Source organism: Sphingobacterium kitahiroshimense, assembly GCF_025961315.1.
Classification (GTDB): Bacteria; Bacteroidota; Bacteroidia; order Sphingobacteriales; family Sphingobacteriaceae; genus Sphingobacterium; species Sphingobacterium anhuiense.
In genome coordinates, this window is record NZ_JAOQNK010000001.1 from 3,335,558 (window position 1) to 3,351,928 (window position 16,371).

Genomic DNA, 16,371 nt, shown 5'->3' on the forward strand with positions numbered 1-16,371 from the left:
CTATACCTTTTAAAATCAATTTCTTGATTAAAAGTATAGATAATGTGATTAAATAATCTATTCGTTCTATCATTAAATGATTTCGCTTTCAAATTGAGATAAGAACCTCACATCATTTTCAGAAAACAATCGTAAATCTTTAATCTCATATTTTAAATTGGTGACACGCTCAATCCCCATACCGAAAGCAAAGCCAGAGTATTTTTTACTATCGATACCACAGTTATCTAAAACGTTTGGATCTACCATACCGCAACCTAAGATCTCTACCCAACCGGAGTATTTACACAATTGGCAACCTGCACCTTTACAAATTGTACATGAAATATCCATCTCAGCAGATGGCTCTGTAAACGGAAAGTAGGAAGGGCGGAAACGCACCTGTGTACCTTCACCATATAATTCCTGCACAAAGTGAAACAATGTTTGCTTCAAATCCGCAAAAGAAACATTCTCATCCACATACAATCCCTCCACTTGATGGAAGAAACAGTGTGCACGAGCAGAAATCGCTTCATTACGATAAACACGACCAGGCATAATAGCGCGGAAAGGTGGCTTACCAGCTTCCATTAAACGAACCTGTACCGATGAGGTATGCGTACGCAATGTAATATCATTCCCTTCTTGTTTTTTAATAAAGAAAGTATCCTGCATATCACGAGCAGGATGTTCCGGAGGAAAATTTAAAGCCGAAAAGTTATGCCAGTCATCTTCAATTTCAGGTCCCTCAGAAACGATAAAACCCAATTTCTTAAAAATCTCAACAATCTCTTTACGTACCAAAGACAGTGGATGACGGGATCCCAACTTCAAACCCTGACCAGGTAAAGTAAGATCACCTTCACTCTTTTGAGCCTGTGATTTATTCGCACCAAATTTTTCGTGAGCCTCTTGGTATGTTTTTTCAGCAAATTGTTTAAACTCGTTCAATACCATACCCAAAACACGCTTCTCTTCTACAGAAACAGTTTTAAATTCATCAAACAAACTTTTAACAATACCTTTTGAAACTAAAAATTTCAATCTGAAATTTTCTACATCAGCTGAAGAAGTTGGAGCAAATTGCTTAATTTCCTCAGTATACTGCGTTATTTTATCTTGCAACATAATTATTCAAAGATACACCAAAATATTATAAAAGATAAAGGGTTTTCGTAAGTGAAGTTCAAATTTATGTAACAAGAGCAAAAAAATAATCACAAAAAAAGAGCATCATTAAAAAAGATGCTCTTTTTCGAAATATATTCCAGCACCTAAAACGGTAATGGATCACTATCATTCTCATTCTCTGTAAAATCGACTTCAACCTCCTTATTCTCAATCTTATCTGCATGAGATTGAGCAGGGGGAGCTGTAGGAGGTTCAAAATCAGATTTCCTTCCTAATAGGGTGAAGTTCTCAGCTACAATTTCAGTAGAATAACGTCTTATACCCTCTTTATCTTCATATGAACGCGTTCTTAAGCGTCCTTCAATATAAACTAACTTTCCTTTTGTCAGATACTTTGCTGCGACATCCGCCAATCCACGCCAAAGAACAACTGTATGCCACTCCGTTTGCTCTACACGTTTTCCATCTCGATTAAAATTTTCTGATGTTGCTAATGGAAAACTAGCAACAGAGACATTATTGTCTAAATATCTAATTTCTGGATCTTTGCCTAAATGGCCTACTAGAATAACTTTGTTGACTCCTGACATAATATATAAGGTATTTGGTTATAATTTAGCTGTTTCTAAAAAAGAAAATATGAGCTTATGTTTAGCTAATTTATCCAAATCTTTTAATAAAACATAATTCCAATTTACTTTTTTTTGCTCCAAATCCCTAGAGCTTAACACGCTATAGAAAGTCGCATAAATATTTTGATGGCTTAAAACATGTTTTTTATTCCGTTGCAACAAACTTATTGTAACTTCTGGCCCAAATAAAGCTAAAAACTCTGGATGAGCAGTTATTTCCAACCCTTCTAAAGCCTCAGAAGTTTCAATCATAGGAAATTCATACAAATTCTCCCAAACATCAGATGCGCCACGCTTAGACATTAAAATTTCATCGTCCTTTTGAATAATAAAGTAGTGAAAATAACGATTTCTGCTTTTCTTAGCTTTAATTTTCACAGGTAAATCAGCCACCATTCCATGCGTATAGGCAAAACAGTCTAATTGCAATTCACATTCACCACATAATGGAGCCTTTGGCTTACAATGTAGAGCACCAAAATCCATAATCGCTTGGTTATACAATGCCGGATAGTCTCGATCAAGATTATCCTTTGCCAATTGCGTAAAGATTTTTTTACCCGCAGGAGTATTAATAGCCGTCTCTACACCAAAATAACGAGATAAAACACGAAAAACATTTCCGTCTAACACTGCTTGCTGTTCATCATTCGAAAAAGAAGAAATCGCCGCTGCAGTATACTCCCCAACTCCCGGCAGTTTAATTAATTCTACATACGATTTAGGGAATTCACCTTGATACATATCACGCACAATTCCTGCAGCCTTATGCATATTTCGGCCACGGGAATAATACCCAAGTCCCTGCCATAAATGCAAAATATCATCTTCAGAAGCGTTAGCAAAAGCTAAAACATCAGCATATCGATCCACAAACCGCAAGTAATAAGGCATGCCCTGCTCTACACGGGTTTGCTGTAAAATAATTTCAGACAACCATATTTTATAAGCATCCCTTGTATTTCGCCAAGGCAGATCACGCTGATGATCATGATACCATTCTATTATTTTTTTTGCAAATGACATCCTGCAAAAATGCGTTTTTTTATACCAGCTATCAAATTAATCCCCGTCAATTATTTATTCATTTCCTTTTCAAGAATCGCTTTCAGCTCATTGACTTTTTCAGGATTATTTTTTGCAATGTTGATTTTTTCTCCTTTATCTGTGCGCAGATCATACAATTGATCAACCTCGTCGTTTCCAAGCTCAATATTGACTAGGCTATTTCTTTTTGCGCCCTTACCAGCCTTAATATATTTGTAATTATCCTTTAATACACTCAAAGTACCTGATGCTTTTATTAGATAAGGTCTTCCTACCAGATCTTTACCCATAAAGCTTTTCCAAGTATTTTCACTATCAACAGCCTCCCCTTTAGGATATTTAACATTCAGAAAAGAAGCAAAGCTGCTCAATAAATCAACCTGACAAACTAAAGCATCCGATGTAGTACCCTTTTTAATCATTTTTGGCCAGCTGATTATAAAAGGAACACGCGTCCCCGCTTCAAATGCAGAATATTTCCCACCACTATAAGGTCCAAATGGATTATGTCCATTTAACTGACTAACAGCACCGTCATCATAACCATCATCCAGCACAGGTCCATTATCACTAGAAAAAATAATAATCGTATTCTCGTATACGTTATTATCTTTTAATGTTTTAACCAGTTGTCCAACAGTATAATCCAGTTGCAGTATAGCATCTCCGCGATAACCCAATCCACTTTTACCCTTAAACATTGTCGCAGGCATACGAGGCACATGTGGTTCGGTGGCATTATAAGTAAGGAAAAAAGGCTTTTGATAATGATCTTGTATAAAACGGATCGCTTTATCTGCAAATGTTAACGTTAATTCTTCATCAACCCACTTAGCCTCTTTGCCACCTGACATCCATCCGATTCTACCTATGCCATTCACAATGGTATTATCATGACCATGATTAAGAGAATTTTTCATCTTCAGCAACTCCGGATTTTCTTTACCAGTAGGCTCACTACCTACTTTTTTATTATAAGAAACCATTATCGGATCTTCCTTATTAACACCAAGTACATGATGATTTTCCAAGAAAACAGTTGGCACACGATCGGCAGTAGCTGGAAAAATAAAGGAATAATCATAGCCAACTTCCAAAGGACCTGGTTTGACACTCCCATTCCAGTCCTTATCCACTTGATTTCCAAGACCTAAATGCCATTTCCCAATCACAGCGGTTTGATACCCCGCATCTTTAAATACTTTGGGTAACGTTATTTTATCCTGAGGAATAATCAATTTAGCATCACCTGGTAAAATACCTGTACCTGTCTGTCTGAATGGATAATTGCCCGTCATTAGAGAATATCGAGACGGCGTACAAGTCGCTGCCGTAGCATGACCATTTGTAAATCTGATTCCTTCCGAAGCCAAAGCATCCAGATTGGGGGTATTTAATTTTGTAGCGCCATAACTTCCTAGGTCGCCATATCCTAGATCATCAACATAGATCAGAACAACATTAGGTTTCTGTTGCTGTCCCTCTACCTGAGTAACAGAGCCAACTAAAGTCAGCAGACTAATAATATAGTGGTTTACCAATTTCATTATAATTTTTTATTAAAGATAGTTAATGCATCATGATCCTCCACTTTCATGATTTCACGTTTTAATTTCTTTTTCAGATCCTTCACAATCTTTGCGGGAGCAGTAGTATAAATATTTTTCATTTCAGATGGATCTTGAGTAAGATCATATAACTCCCAAGAATTGAAACGTTTATAAAAACGGATCAGTTTGTAATGTCCATCGCTCACACCAAAATGAGGTGAAACAGCATGTTCTCCATTTTCATAATAATGATAGTACAAATTTTGACGTCCCCGTTTATCTTTTCCAGTGAGCACATCAACAACTGATTGACCTTGCATCTCCTGGGGTTTCTTCACTCCTGCCAACTGCAGCAACGTTGGAGCAATATCAACATTCATAATCTGAGCGTCGGATACCGTCCCTTTGGCAATCATTTCAGGAAATTTAGCAATCATTGGAGTCCTGAAAGACTCCTCATACATAAATCGTTTATCAAACCATCCATGCTCGCCCATATAAAAACCTTGATCCGACAAATAAATAACAATTGTATTCTTCTCCAAGTCATGTTCCTTCAAATAATCCAGCACGCGACCAATATTACGGTCCATAGATTCAGCAGTATTCAAATAATCAATCATATAACGACGATATTTCCATTCTGCCAAAGCTTTTCCAGAAAGTTGCTTCATATCCAGTTGCTCTTTGATAGGCTTATAATAGGCCAAGTATTTACGCCACTGATCGTCATTCATACGGGAAAAATTGCCTTCCTTCTTCATTGCAGCTACAGAGTTGTACATTTTAAGATCATATCCCATCTGCATATCTTTGTCAATTGACATTTCTTGCCCCCCGGCAGGCAATCGTCCCTCATAATCATCATAAAAATTTGCAGGAAGAGGAAATTCCTTTTCATCATTTTTGCCAAAATCTTGCGGATCAGGCATCCAGGTACGATGGGTAGCCTTGTGGCCTATAACAAGACAAAATGGATTACTTTTATCTAAAGAATCCAACCAGTGAGTTGCCTTATCCGTAACAATATCAGACACATAACCATTAACGGTCTCTCTTTGATTATTTGCGTTCACAAAAGTCGGATTAAAATAATGTCCCTGCCCCACCAACACGCTAAAATAATCAAAACCCTGAGGTTCATTACCTAAGTGCTGTTTTCCAATCCAGGCCGTTTTATAACCTACCTTTTGTAAGTCTTTAACAAACAAATCTTGACTATGATCAAAGTTTGATGTTTCATTATCCTTAAAGCCGTTTTTATGACTATATTTTCCCGTTAATAAAGTAGCTCTACTCGGTCCACAGATCGAATTCGTTACATAAGCCTTGTTAAAACGGATACCTGCTGTTGCGATTCTGTCAATATTTGGCGTATGTCCCAAGGTAGAACCATAGGCACCAATTGTCTGGTACGAATGATCATCCGAAATGATAATAACAATATTTGGCTTTTGTTGAGCAAAAGCGAGCACCTTTGCTACACAGAGAACTATTAATAATGCGGTCTTCTTCATGAATTATAAAAGAATTAGTTTTGGTTGAATTTCAAATATACAGAAACGATTTAAAACAGCAATTTGAAGAAATGCTGTAACGAAAAAATCACAGCAACAAACTTTACCCCTTAAAAGAATTTAGAAAATGCATAATTTCGCAGTTCATAGAAAAAACAATGAAAAGTAAACACTTTCAAACACTTATCCTGCTATTAATTTTTGTTAATTTCTCCAATGCACAGGAGAAAATGTATAAAATTCAATTTGCTCTCCATATGGGCGGAGTTGCAGAGGCAGAATCTGTAGCAGATCTTTATTCCACTCGCGACTTCCTACGAGTAGAAAATAAATTTATGGATAAAACAGTTCAGATATCTGACTTTAACAAACACAAAGCCTATACATTAGATTACGATAATGAAAACTATTATGAGGAGGAGCTGTTATCAGGAAAATTAACTGTCACTGATACTGAAGACCCCATCTCAACAGCTGATCTACAGGTTGAATTTATAACAGGAGAATCCAAATCAATTGCAGGCTACAACTGTAACAAAGCCATCATCACACTTCCAATTGAAACAGAAGAAGGAAATCCAATTATTGAAGTCTGGTATACGAAAGCTCTCCCTAAAATGTACTGGGGAGAATATGGTTATTTAGAGAAGATCCCCGGCGCGGCATTATCCATATCAGCCTATGAAATGGGAATTCAAGCTTTTAAAGTTACAGCATCAGAAATAAATCCTTCATTATTTGAAATCCCTGCTGATTTTGAACTTATCGAAAAAGCTGAAGAACAATTCACATTTGAACCTACTCAATTAGATGAAAACAGAGTATCCTATTTTGACGAAAACACCGGATACATTGGTATCTCCGATGAGGATGGCAATCAAGTTACACCTGCTAAATATAGCATTATTCAAGAATACATTGCAGGATATGCCGTAGCTGTAGATTCTAATAATAGCTATGGTCTATTAAATCTTGAAGGCAAAGAAGTTATACCATGTCAATATGAACACTTAGCAAGAACGGAAGATGGTCCATTATTATTTTCAAAAAATGACCAATACGGATTTATGGATACGAATGCTCATATCATTATTCCTGCATTATACAGCTATGCCCGTGAATTCGACAATGAACATGCCATCGTAACAACAAAAACTGGATCAGGTGTCATTGACAGGACTGGGAAGATAATCATTCCTACTAAATTTGAACTCATTCACGAATTTCAAAATGGAACAGCTGTCATATCAGAAGAAGAACTATATTACCTAGTTGACCATCAGGAGAAAAAACTTAGTGCAGCTTTCGAATTTATAACAAACGGTGGAGAGAATCTCTGGCTTTGTATGCAGAACGAAAAATATGGATTCATTGATTTAAAAGGCAAACCTGTCACGCCCATTAAATATCAGTACGCAGCTCCGTTCGATTCTGGGTTATCTTTAGTCTCAGAAAATGGAGAAGATTTTTTTTATATCGACCATAAAGGAAAATTCGTCCAAAAGATGGAAACAGAGTAATAATAATAAAATGAGGCAATTACTTGTCTCATTTTTGTTTTAGCTCAGGTTTCTGTTTCTTTGCATTAAAAATATAACATGGAAAAATTGAGCTTTAAGATTGCAACATTACACCGGGGCAGATATATGTTGCTCATGATGCTATTTGTCCTAGCTCTTGTTTACATCGTATCGAGACTGCCTTTATCCGAAGTAGTAAAAATAATGGGCTCCTTATTTTCATTGCCTCTTGTCTTGTATATTGCCGTAAAATGCTCAAGAAAACCAACAGTTTGGACTATTGACAATGAATCTCTAACAATAGAAGATCCCACTTCTCATAAAATCATACCGCTCAATACCATAGACTATGTGCGTAATTTAAGACGATCGGGAGGCAATCTTATCATCATTAAATTAAAAACCGGAGCGCACGTCAGAGCTTGGAGAAATAAGTTATTCGAATCGGAAGATGATCTCAAGAATCTCTGTCAATCACTAAAAGACAGTAAATTAGAATATTACGACATGTAACAAATACATAAAAAGAGAAAGATTGTAACTAAAGTTACAATCTTTCTCTTTTTTCTTCCTTTACTTTGTGTCACATTAGGATTGATTATTATGTATGAAATTATTCAAAAACCATGGCCTTGGTATATATCAGGTCCATTGATTGCCCTTATCATGTTTTTATTACTAAAACAGGGCAAAGATTTTGGGATGTCCAATAATTTAAGAACAATGTGTTCAATAGCAGGGGCAGGTAAAACAAGCTCTTTTTTCCGGTTTGACTGGAAATCACAGATTTGGAATCTATTAGTAGTACTAGGCACTATAATCGGGGGATTCATAGCGCATTTCTATCTAAGTGATGGGAGCACACCTGATATTAACAGCAAAAGTGTCCTTGACCTTCAATCGTTAGGTATTATAGAAAATCTACAAGGATATATGCCCGACCGTCTGTTTCTATTTGATGGCTCACTTTTTCAGTTTTTACTCTTAAGCATTGGTGGCTTATTAATCGGTTTTGGGACCCGTTATGCTGGAGGATGCTCGTCAGGACATGCCATCTCCGGATTGAGCAACTTTCAATTGCCCTCATTGATTGCCGTTATCGGTTTTTTTATTGGCGGGATCATCATGGTTCAATTTATATTCCCACTTATTTTCTAAATCCTTATGAAACAGTTAAAATTTATATTAATTGGAATACTCTTTGGTATCATCATGTATAAGTCAGAGGCCGCTTCCTGGTACCGCATATATGAAATGTTCCAATTCAGATCATTTCACATGTATGGAATAATTGGTACAGCTTTAACCACAGCAATTATAATTGTACAAATAATCAAACGTAAGAATATCAAAGATACGAGTGGCCAAGATATTCAATTCATAGATAAAAACAGGAGTATCACACGCTACCTTCTTGGAGGAACAATCTTTGGGTTAGGCTGGGCGCTCACCGGCGCATGTCCCGGACCAATGTTTACACTCCTAGGAGCAGGATATTGGACCATGGGAATTGTACTGGTATTTGCACTCCTGGGAACGTGGTTATATGGCCTTTTAAGAAATAAGTTACCTCATTAAACACTAACAAATGATCACAGTTCAACAAGCATTTTCTGGAATTTTTGAGAAAGAATTGATCGTAGAAATCGAACAAGTTGCCATCGTCAAAAAATTTAAAGCAGGCGAAGTAATCATAGACATTGGTCAGTATATTAAATTTATGCCACTTCTATTAGATGGCGTCATCAAGATTATTCGCGAAGACAAAAAAGAAGGTGAACTGTTATTATACTTTTTAGAAAAAGGAGATACTTGCGCCATGTCTATAGCTTGTTGTGTTGGGGCAAAAAAAAGTGAAATCAGAGCAATTGCTGATACCGATACTATAGTTGCTATGATACCCAATCAATATCTAGATGGCTGGATGGGGCATTATAAATCCTGGAGAAATTTTATTTTGGAGAGCTACTCCAATCGACTCAATGAGATGCTAACAACCGTCGACAACATCGCTTTTTTGCAAATGGACGTTCGGATCATGAACTACTTAAAAGAAAAAGCAACAATCATTCAATCACAAGACATTGACATCACACACCAAGTAATTGCCAATGACCTCAATACATCTCGTGTAGTGGTATCGCGCATATTAAAATCATTAGAAAACCAAGGGAGGATTCTATTGCAAAGGAATAATATCCAGCTACTTTAATGAATAAAATAAAACACTCAAAGGTAACTTATGTTACCTTTTATGATTTAATAAGGCCATACCTTTGAAAAAAAAGGAATAATATGATGGAATTATCACTCATTCTCGGATACACATTAGCAATAGCTGTAGGCCTCACAATGGGTATTATGGGCAGTGGCGGCAGTATTTTAACACTACCTATATTTGTTTACTTATTTCATATAGAGCCCATCCAGGCACTTGATTATTCTTTATTTACCATTAGCATAATATCACTAATAGGCTCCATTGGACACGTGTACAAAAAAGAAATTGATTTTAAAACAACAACATTATTTATTCTTCCATCGCTGCTAGCGGTGTACATTACGAAGCAATATATACTTCCAAATATTCCCAATAGTATCCCTATCAATCAGAGTACTATCTCGAAAGATCAGATTATTATGAGTTTCTTTTCAGTACTGATTTTAGTCTCGGCATTTGTAATGCTTAAAAGAAATAATAATAATAATAATAATAATAATAATAATTCTGGAAGAGTACGCAATACTATAGCTCATTTAATAACCATCGGATTTATCACTGGATTATTAACTGGATTGGTGGGGGCCGGAGGAGGATTTATCATCGTACCCGCACTCGTATTATTAATGAAAATTAACATTAAACAAGCCACGGCGGCATCCCTATTCATTATTACCATTAACGCCACATTCGGTCTACTCAGCAATTTCAGACACTTAGATCAAATCAATTGGGCAATATTAATTATCTTTACAGGAATCACACTGATTGGATTGATGATTGGATTCCAATTGAAAACGAAATTAAAGCCAGAAAATTTAAAAGTAGTATTTGGATACTTTCTTGGAGCAATAGGCATTGCCATAGCAGGTACCGAAATCAGTCAGTTTATAAATTTATAAAGAAATAAATTATGTTTTTCCAACACATTTTCGAATCATCATTAGCACATGCAAGTTACCTTATTGGCTGTCAAGCCAAAGGCGTAGCAATTGTGATAGATCCTAAAAGAGATGTAGACACATACCTATCAATTGCAGAAAAAAACAATTTAAAAATAACTCATATCGCAGAAACCCACATTCATGCCGACTATCTTTCGGGATCATTAGAATTAGCATCGCTAACAGGAGCTCAACTCTATCTATCTGATGAAGGAGGGCCAGAGTGGCAGTATGATTTTGATCATATCGGGTTAAAGCATCAAGATGAAATAAAATTAGGGAATCTTATTTTCAAAGTACTACATACACCAGGACATACGCCTGAAAGTATCAGTTTCCTATTAACCGATACTCCAGCAACGAGCGAACCCGTCATGTTATTTACAGGAGATTTTGTCTTCGTTGGCGATGTGGGTCGTCCAGATCTATTAGAAAATGCGGCAGGACTTATTGGCACAAAAGAAATTGGAGCACATCAAATGTTCGAATCCTTGAAAATATTTGCCAACCTTCCCGAATTCGTCCAAGTATGGCCTGCACATGGAGCAGGATCAGCGTGTGGAAAAGCTTTAGGCGCAGTCCCAAGTACAACTGTCGGATATGAAAAAGTAAGAAACTGGGCATTACAATTTGGAAATAATGAAGTGGGATTTGTAGAAGAACTGTTAAGTGGGCAGCCAGAACCACCAAAGTATTTTGCAATGATGAAAAAACTCAACAAAATCAAGCGTCCATTATTAACATCCGTACCCAATTACAAAGAATTAGAGACGAATGAATTTGTATCGCATTATCAAAATAATGTAACAGTTATTGATACACGCCATAAAATAGAGTTTGCAAAAGGATTTATCCCAAATAGCATTAACATTCAAAATAACAAAGCATTCAGCAATTGGGCTGGCTGGATATTAGATTATAATAACCCTTTTATACTCATTGTTTCAAAAGACCAATTAGAAGACGTTACACGAAAACTAATGCGCATAGGTATTGATCAGGCGATTGGTTTTATCACTCCCGAAACAATAACGACACTTGGCTTACCTCTTGAAAAGCAGAAAATTATTGATTTCGAAGAAATGAATAATGCTTTAAATAATCCTAATGCACAAATTCTAGATGTTCGCAATGAGAATGAATTTAAAACTGCACATCTTCCAAATGCAACACATTTATTCGTGGGAACTTTAACCGAAAATCTTCATAAAATTGACACCAACAAAGAACTTTATTTACACTGTCAGTCAGGAGATCGTGCTACTATAGCCACTTCACTCCTTTATAGAGCAGGGATAAAAAAGATTAAAAATTATAGTGGTTCCATGAAAGATTGGAAAGAAAAGAATGGCCAGCTTATTAAATAGAAAAAGCGGATTAATCCGCTTTTTCTATTTTTAAAGACTACGTTCAGAAATCTTGAAGTATGTGAGGACATTCGTCTTATTATCAACAATATCGCCCTTTTTATTTGTGCCCAATTTATGATTAACCACTGAAATATATTGATAATTATCAGCGTCAGATTCATAAATCGTGACAGTTGCAAACGTAGCACCCAAATCATCACTTTGAAGATACGTTTGTAGGCTTGCAAAATCTTTTTTTTGCAAATTCTGTTCGGGTATCTGCTTATCTTGGATATAAGCAATTTGTTTTTCCAGTTCCCTTTTTCTCATCCATTCATTACCCCTCTCAGAAAAAGGTTCAGTTGTCTTACCCGAAAAGGCTAATACCATAGGATAGATAATAATGGTAGCCGCCTCAATACCCCATAAAATCCACAAAGGCCAGCCACTCACAACATTTTTCTGTAGAGAAAAAGTTCCAACTGCATTTAATTCTTGAATCCCGCTAAAGGTATCCGTTGGGTGAAATAGAAAGTATAAAAAACCATCCAAATTAAAGGAAGACTTCACCCATATATCACCTCCCATTGTACCTTCCGCATTAAACATCAAAGAAACAAATAAGCACCATTGCGCATAACAGGCAACCAAAGTACAGATCAAAGTAAGCAAAAGTGCAATCATCCTGTTCCTAACTTTTCCTATCTTTAGAAGAACATCAATGACATAAAATAAACCATATGCTAATCCAAATGTGATTAAAAAATTGAAATACACAAGTGGTATAAACCATTGCAAAGCAATATAAACAATAGCTAAAATAACAGAAGCACATAATCCAGCAACAATAGCAAATAGGACTCCCCCAATCGGAGCTTTTCCTGAAGATTTATAATAGGTTTCCTCCATATAAATTTGATTAGATATATATCTAAAATAACAATTGAAAGATGTAAAAACAACCCTTTATCAAACAAATATTACAAAACAGCACTTCTTTAAGTTCCACAAATTCCTAATCATTTTTGTAAATTTGGACCATGAATTTGAAATACCTCTACACATTAATCGTAGGATTGTTCGTCTTTCAGACAGCAACAGCACAACGAAAAGGCTATTGGCAACAGACCGTATATTATAAAATGAACATTGATGTGAATGAGAAGACATATCAATATGACGGAAATATGCAATTGAAATACAGTAATAATTCAGGACAATCACTCAAAAAAGTGTATTTCCACCTGTATTTCAACGCCTTTCAACCAGGATCAATGATGGACAACAGACTGGCAAACATTGCCGATCCAGACAAAAGAATGACCACCAATCTTGGAACAAAAGATAAACCCAAATACCAGAGCCGTATTGCTACATTAACAGCAAAACAAATTGGTTATCAAAAAATAAAATCATTAACGATGAATGGTAACAACACCAATTTCAAAGTTGATGGTACCATTTTAGAAGTGACCCTTCCTAATGAAATTGAAGACGGCGAAACCGCAACATTTGAGATGAACTGGGAAGCCCAAGTCCCTGAACAAATCAGAAGATCGGGACGCAATTCTAAAGAAGGAGTCGCCTTATCCATGGCGCAATGGTATCCTAAAATGGCACATTTTGATGAATTTGGATGGCACTTAGATGAGTATATTGGACGCGAATTTATCGCCCCATTTGGAGACTTTGATATCACCATCAATATCAACAAAAATTATATTCTAGGCGCATCCGGTGTTTTACAAAACCCTACAGAAGTAAAAGGCTATGTTGGAAAACCAAGGATTAAAGCAAAAGATAATAAAGTCCAATGGCACTATGTTGCTAAAAACATCCATGACTTTGTTTGGGCTGCAGATCCAAAATTTGTTGTTGACTCCGCGAAGAGCAACCAAGGAGTGCATGTTTATACAGTATATGTTCCAGAAAGCGATTCTGTCAAAACAAATTGGAAAACAGCACTTGGATTAGCAACAGAGTTTTTTGATTTCAATTCTAAGACATTTGGAGCTTACCCTTGGCCAAATTATACCATTATCCAAGGAGGAGATGGAGGAATGGAATATGGAACTGCAACGTTGGTTACAGGTGGCCGTAATTTAAAAAGCCTAGTTGGTGTCATCTTCCACGAAGCAGCCCACTCGTGGTACCAGCACTTATTTGGCATTAATGAAACCGTAGACGAATGGTTTGACGAAGGTTTCACTTCTTATGTAGAAGAACTTGCCATGCAAAATCTATTTGAAAAACGTGGAGCCATTGAAGCTAACCCATCAATAGAAGCTTATCGTGCATATTACAAACTAGCTTTATCAGGAAAAGAAGAACCTGCAAGCCTACTTGCCGATTATTACAACACCAACTATGCATACAGTAATGAAGCTTACAACAAAGGCCAGGTACTAGCAGTACAGTTGGGTTATATTATCGGTAAAGATAACTTGGACAAAACATTTTTAGAATTCTATAAACAATGGAAATTCAAACATCCAACACCGAATGATTTTAAAAGAATTGCAGAAAATATATCAGGAATCAATCTGAAATGGTACTTCAACCTCTTTATAAACACAACTCGTAAGATTGATTATGCAATCAAAACGGTTACCGATAAAGAAATTATCTTACAGAACAAATCCGACTTTGCAATGCCTATTGATCTATCAGTAACCTATGAAGATGGCACAAAAGAACTTTTCTATATCCCATTACGTGAAATGAGAGGCGAAAAGCCATCGGAAAACTTCAAGATATACGAAGGTATTAAAAGAACAACATTGGAAGACTGGAACTGGACACAGCCATCCTATGAGATCAATTTAACAAAAAAACCAGCAAAAGTAATCATTGATCCATCGCTACGCTTAGCAGATATTGAATCCAACGACAATATCTGGGAAAAGAAATAACATAAAAATAAGAGGCCGGTTAATAAACCGGCCTCTTATTTTTATGTTAATCTTCCCGACTTCCATCATCAGCCATGCGCACAATCTTCGGAGAGAAACTCGCGATAATATCTACCAGATCTTCTTGCGCAGCCATCACCTCGTGAATATTTTTATAAGCCATTGGTGCTTCATCCAATCCGGCACCGATTAAAGTGATACCATTATCCGACAACATGGATTTTAGATCTTTACGGGCTATGGTTTTTATAGCTTTCGTACGACTCATCAAACGTCCAGCACCATGAGAAGCCGAATGAATTGCCTCCTCTTTTCCTTTCCCTCGTACTAAGAAACCTGGAGTTGCCATCGATCCAGGAATAATACCCAGCACCCCTTTCGCGGCAGGAGTTGCTCCCTTCCGATGCACAATCACCTCCTCGCCTTGGTGTAACTCCTTCCATGCAAAATTATGATGATTTTCGATCATCGCCAATCGCTCTGCACCTAATGCCCTACCGATTTTCTCATGTATTACCTCGTGGCAAGCCGAAGCATAATCACCAGCAAGATTCATCGCTAACCAATACTCTTGCCCTTCCGCAGTATCTAAACTCATATAAGCCAAATTCTGAGCTTCATAAGGTAAAGAACAAAGCTTTTTAGCCAATTTAGTATAATGATCGGCAATAGTTGCGCCCAATCCCCTAGATCCCGAGTGCGTCAATAAAGCCACATATCGACCTTTCTCAATACCAAGTGTACGATCTGTTTCTTTAAACTCCATGACCCCAAATTCAACAAAGTGATTTCCCCCACCAGAAGAGCCTAACTGCGTCCAAGCCTTATCCTTTAATTGACGAATAAAATCATTCGCTTCAAAAGCTTTATTCGCTAATACAGCGTGGTCAACACGTTCATGTTTTAAATAACCATGTCCAGCACCAAATTTGGTATTATCCATAATCACTTTCTTATATAAATCATGATGCAGATAAAGATGCTCTTCGGGTACATCAAAAATTGACAATGCCATTCGACAACCGATATCAACACCCACACCATAAGGAATGACAGCATGATGAGTAGCCAATACCCCACCAATTGGCAAACCATATCCTTGATGCGCATCGGGCATTAATGCTCCTGCAACTGCAATAGGAAGCTTCATCGCTAGATCCATCTGGCGCAATGCCCCCTCTTCAATCTGTGACTCACCATAAATAGTGTATTGTTGTTTCCCCTCCTTTAAAGAAATCGTAGCTTTAGCTACTTCATCAACATTTAAAAGTGCTGACGCTAGCGACTTGAATAGCCCATCCTCCAAATAGCTATCCGGAGTGGCCAATACTTCTGCAAACTTCAACAACATCTCTTCACGGGTAAACCCTAATCTCTTTTTATTAATTTTCAATGCTTCACCTAAAGCAAAATTCTCTTCATAGCCTAAAGCAATTAAGTCATTGCCATTTATTCTTTTATTTTCCATCATGATCTTACTCAAATCCATTGTACTGAAACCATTGCTTACAGATTGACAATCTTTCACATCGGTTATTCATTTCTCTTAAGCAAGGAACAGCACCT

Annotated in this window: 15 protein-coding genes; 8 read left to right on the plus strand and 7 right to left on the minus strand. The window is 36.7% G+C overall.

Going from position 1 to position 16,371, the window contains the following annotated elements:
* Positions 1–72: 72 nt before the first annotated feature.
* The 5 genes from pheS to M2265_RS14835 all read right to left on the minus strand — a co-directional run bounded on the left by pheS (position 73) and on the right by M2265_RS14835 (position 5,859).
* Positions 73–1,110: a phenylalanine--tRNA ligase subunit alpha gene (gene pheS, locus M2265_RS14815; RefSeq protein WP_132771591.1), complete on the minus strand. Its 1,038-nt coding sequence runs from the start codon at positions 1,108–1,110 to the stop codon at positions 73–75.
* Positions 1,111–1,256: 146 nt separating this feature from the next.
* Positions 1,257–1,703, minus strand: a complete 447-nt coding sequence (locus M2265_RS14820; RefSeq protein WP_021192203.1) for a single-stranded DNA-binding protein — start codon at positions 1,701–1,703, stop codon at positions 1,257–1,259.
* Between the two features lie 18 nt (positions 1,704–1,721).
* Positions 1,722–2,771, minus strand: coding sequence for an A/G-specific adenine glycosylase (gene mutY / locus M2265_RS14825; protein WP_021192204.1), 1,050 nt, complete (start codon positions 2,769–2,771; stop codon positions 1,722–1,724).
* A 50-nt stretch (positions 2,772–2,821) separates the two neighbouring features.
* On the minus strand, positions 2,822–4,339 hold the full coding sequence (locus tag M2265_RS14830; protein WP_132771592.1) for a sulfatase family protein: 1,518 nt from the start codon (positions 4,337–4,339) through the stop codon (positions 2,822–2,824).
* A complete protein-coding gene (locus M2265_RS14835) occupies positions 4,339–5,859 on the minus strand; it encodes a sulfatase (RefSeq protein WP_132771593.1) in 1,521 nt (506 codons plus the stop codon). Before M2265_RS14835 ends, M2265_RS14830 begins: the two co-directional genes overlap by 1 nt.
* A gap of 158 nt (positions 5,860–6,017) precedes the next feature.
* Between M2265_RS14835 and M2265_RS14840 the strand changes: the two genes are divergently transcribed.
* The 7 genes from M2265_RS14840 (at position 6,018) to M2265_RS14870 (ending at position 11,911) form a co-directional block, all read left to right on the plus strand.
* Positions 6,018–7,379 (plus strand): WG repeat-containing protein, encoded by a 1,362-nt coding sequence (locus M2265_RS14840; protein ID WP_132771594.1) that lies wholly within the window; start codon positions 6,018–6,020, stop codon positions 7,377–7,379.
* Between the two features lie 78 nt (positions 7,380–7,457).
* Entirely contained in the window at positions 7,458–7,892 is a 435-nt protein-coding gene (locus tag M2265_RS14845; protein WP_132771595.1) for a hypothetical protein, read from the plus strand.
* Between the two features lie 90 nt (positions 7,893–7,982).
* Complete coding sequence (locus M2265_RS14850; protein ID WP_021192209.1) at positions 7,983–8,537, plus strand: YeeE/YedE family protein; 555 nt, start codon at positions 7,983–7,985, stop codon at positions 8,535–8,537.
* A gap of 6 nt (positions 8,538–8,543) precedes the next feature.
* Positions 8,544–8,957 carry a DUF6691 family protein gene (locus tag M2265_RS14855; protein WP_021192210.1) on the plus strand — a complete coding sequence of 138 codons (414 nt, stop codon included), beginning with the start codon at positions 8,544–8,546 and terminating at the stop codon, positions 8,955–8,957.
* Positions 8,958–8,967: 10 nt separating this feature from the next.
* Entirely contained in the window at positions 8,968–9,591 is a 624-nt protein-coding gene (locus M2265_RS14860; protein ID WP_132771596.1) for a Crp/Fnr family transcriptional regulator, read from the plus strand.
* Between the two features lie 83 nt (positions 9,592–9,674).
* On the plus strand, positions 9,675–10,502 hold the full coding sequence (locus M2265_RS14865) for a sulfite exporter TauE/SafE family protein (RefSeq protein ID WP_132771597.1): 828 nt from the start codon (positions 9,675–9,677) through the stop codon (positions 10,500–10,502).
* An 11-nt stretch (positions 10,503–10,513) separates the two neighbouring features.
* Entirely contained in the window at positions 10,514–11,911 is a 1,398-nt protein-coding gene (locus tag M2265_RS14870) for an MBL fold metallo-hydrolase (RefSeq protein ID WP_021192213.1), read from the plus strand.
* Between the two features lie 30 nt (positions 11,912–11,941).
* Here the strand turns inward: M2265_RS14870 and M2265_RS14875 are convergent, their stop codons facing one another.
* Positions 11,942–12,802: a hypothetical protein gene (locus M2265_RS14875; protein WP_132771598.1), complete on the minus strand. Its 861-nt coding sequence runs from the start codon at positions 12,800–12,802 to the stop codon at positions 11,942–11,944.
* 131 nt (positions 12,803–12,933) lie between these two features.
* Here M2265_RS14875 and M2265_RS14880 point away from each other — a divergent pair, with 131 nt between their 5' ends.
* Positions 12,934–14,805, plus strand: a complete 1,872-nt coding sequence (locus M2265_RS14880; RefSeq protein ID WP_132771599.1) for a M1 family metallopeptidase — start codon at positions 12,934–12,936, stop codon at positions 14,803–14,805.
* Positions 14,806–14,851: 46 nt separating this feature from the next.
* On the opposite strand, the gene M2265_RS14885 is transcribed toward M2265_RS14880, so the two are convergent.
* The gene (locus M2265_RS14885; RefSeq protein ID WP_243655461.1) at positions 14,852–16,333 is read right to left on the minus strand and encodes an RtcB family protein; all 1,482 of its coding nucleotides are present in this window, start codon (positions 16,331–16,333) and stop codon (positions 14,852–14,854) included.
* Between the last annotated feature and the right edge of the window lie 38 nt (positions 16,334–16,371).

Excerpts from the sequence above, each read along its gene's own strand:
- pheS (WP_132771591.1), bottom strand. The coding sequence starts at position 1,110 with ATGTTGCAAGATAAAATAACGCAGTATACTGAGGAAATTAAGCAATTT.
- M2265_RS14820 (WP_021192203.1), bottom strand. The coding sequence starts at position 1,703 with ATGTCAGGAGTCAACAAAGTTATTCTAGTAGGCCATTTAGGCAAAGAT.
- mutY (WP_021192204.1), bottom strand. The coding sequence starts at position 2,771 with ATGTCATTTGCAAAAAAAATAATAGAATGGTATCATGATCATCAGCGT.
- M2265_RS14830 (WP_132771592.1), bottom strand. The coding sequence starts at position 4,339 with ATGAAATTGGTAAACCACTATATTATTAGTCTGCTGACTTTAGTTGGC.
- M2265_RS14835 (WP_132771593.1), bottom strand. The coding sequence starts at position 5,859 with ATGAAGAAGACCGCATTATTAATAGTTCTCTGTGTAGCAAAGGTGCTC.
- M2265_RS14840 (WP_132771594.1), top strand. The coding sequence starts at position 6,018 with ATGAAAAGTAAACACTTTCAAACACTTATCCTGCTATTAATTTTTGTT.
- M2265_RS14845 (WP_132771595.1), top strand. The coding sequence starts at position 7,458 with ATGGAAAAATTGAGCTTTAAGATTGCAACATTACACCGGGGCAGATAT.
- M2265_RS14850 (WP_021192209.1), top strand. The coding sequence starts at position 7,983 with ATGTATGAAATTATTCAAAAACCATGGCCTTGGTATATATCAGGTCCA.
- M2265_RS14855 (WP_021192210.1), top strand. The coding sequence starts at position 8,544 with ATGAAACAGTTAAAATTTATATTAATTGGAATACTCTTTGGTATCATC.
- M2265_RS14860 (WP_132771596.1), top strand. The coding sequence starts at position 8,968 with ATGATCACAGTTCAACAAGCATTTTCTGGAATTTTTGAGAAAGAATTG.
- M2265_RS14865 (WP_132771597.1), top strand. The coding sequence starts at position 9,675 with ATGATGGAATTATCACTCATTCTCGGATACACATTAGCAATAGCTGTA.
- M2265_RS14870 (WP_021192213.1), top strand. The coding sequence starts at position 10,514 with ATGTTTTTCCAACACATTTTCGAATCATCATTAGCACATGCAAGTTAC.
- M2265_RS14875 (WP_132771598.1), bottom strand. The coding sequence starts at position 12,802 with ATGGAGGAAACCTATTATAAATCTTCAGGAAAAGCTCCGATTGGGGGA.
- M2265_RS14880 (WP_132771599.1), top strand. The coding sequence starts at position 12,934 with ATGAATTTGAAATACCTCTACACATTAATCGTAGGATTGTTCGTCTTT.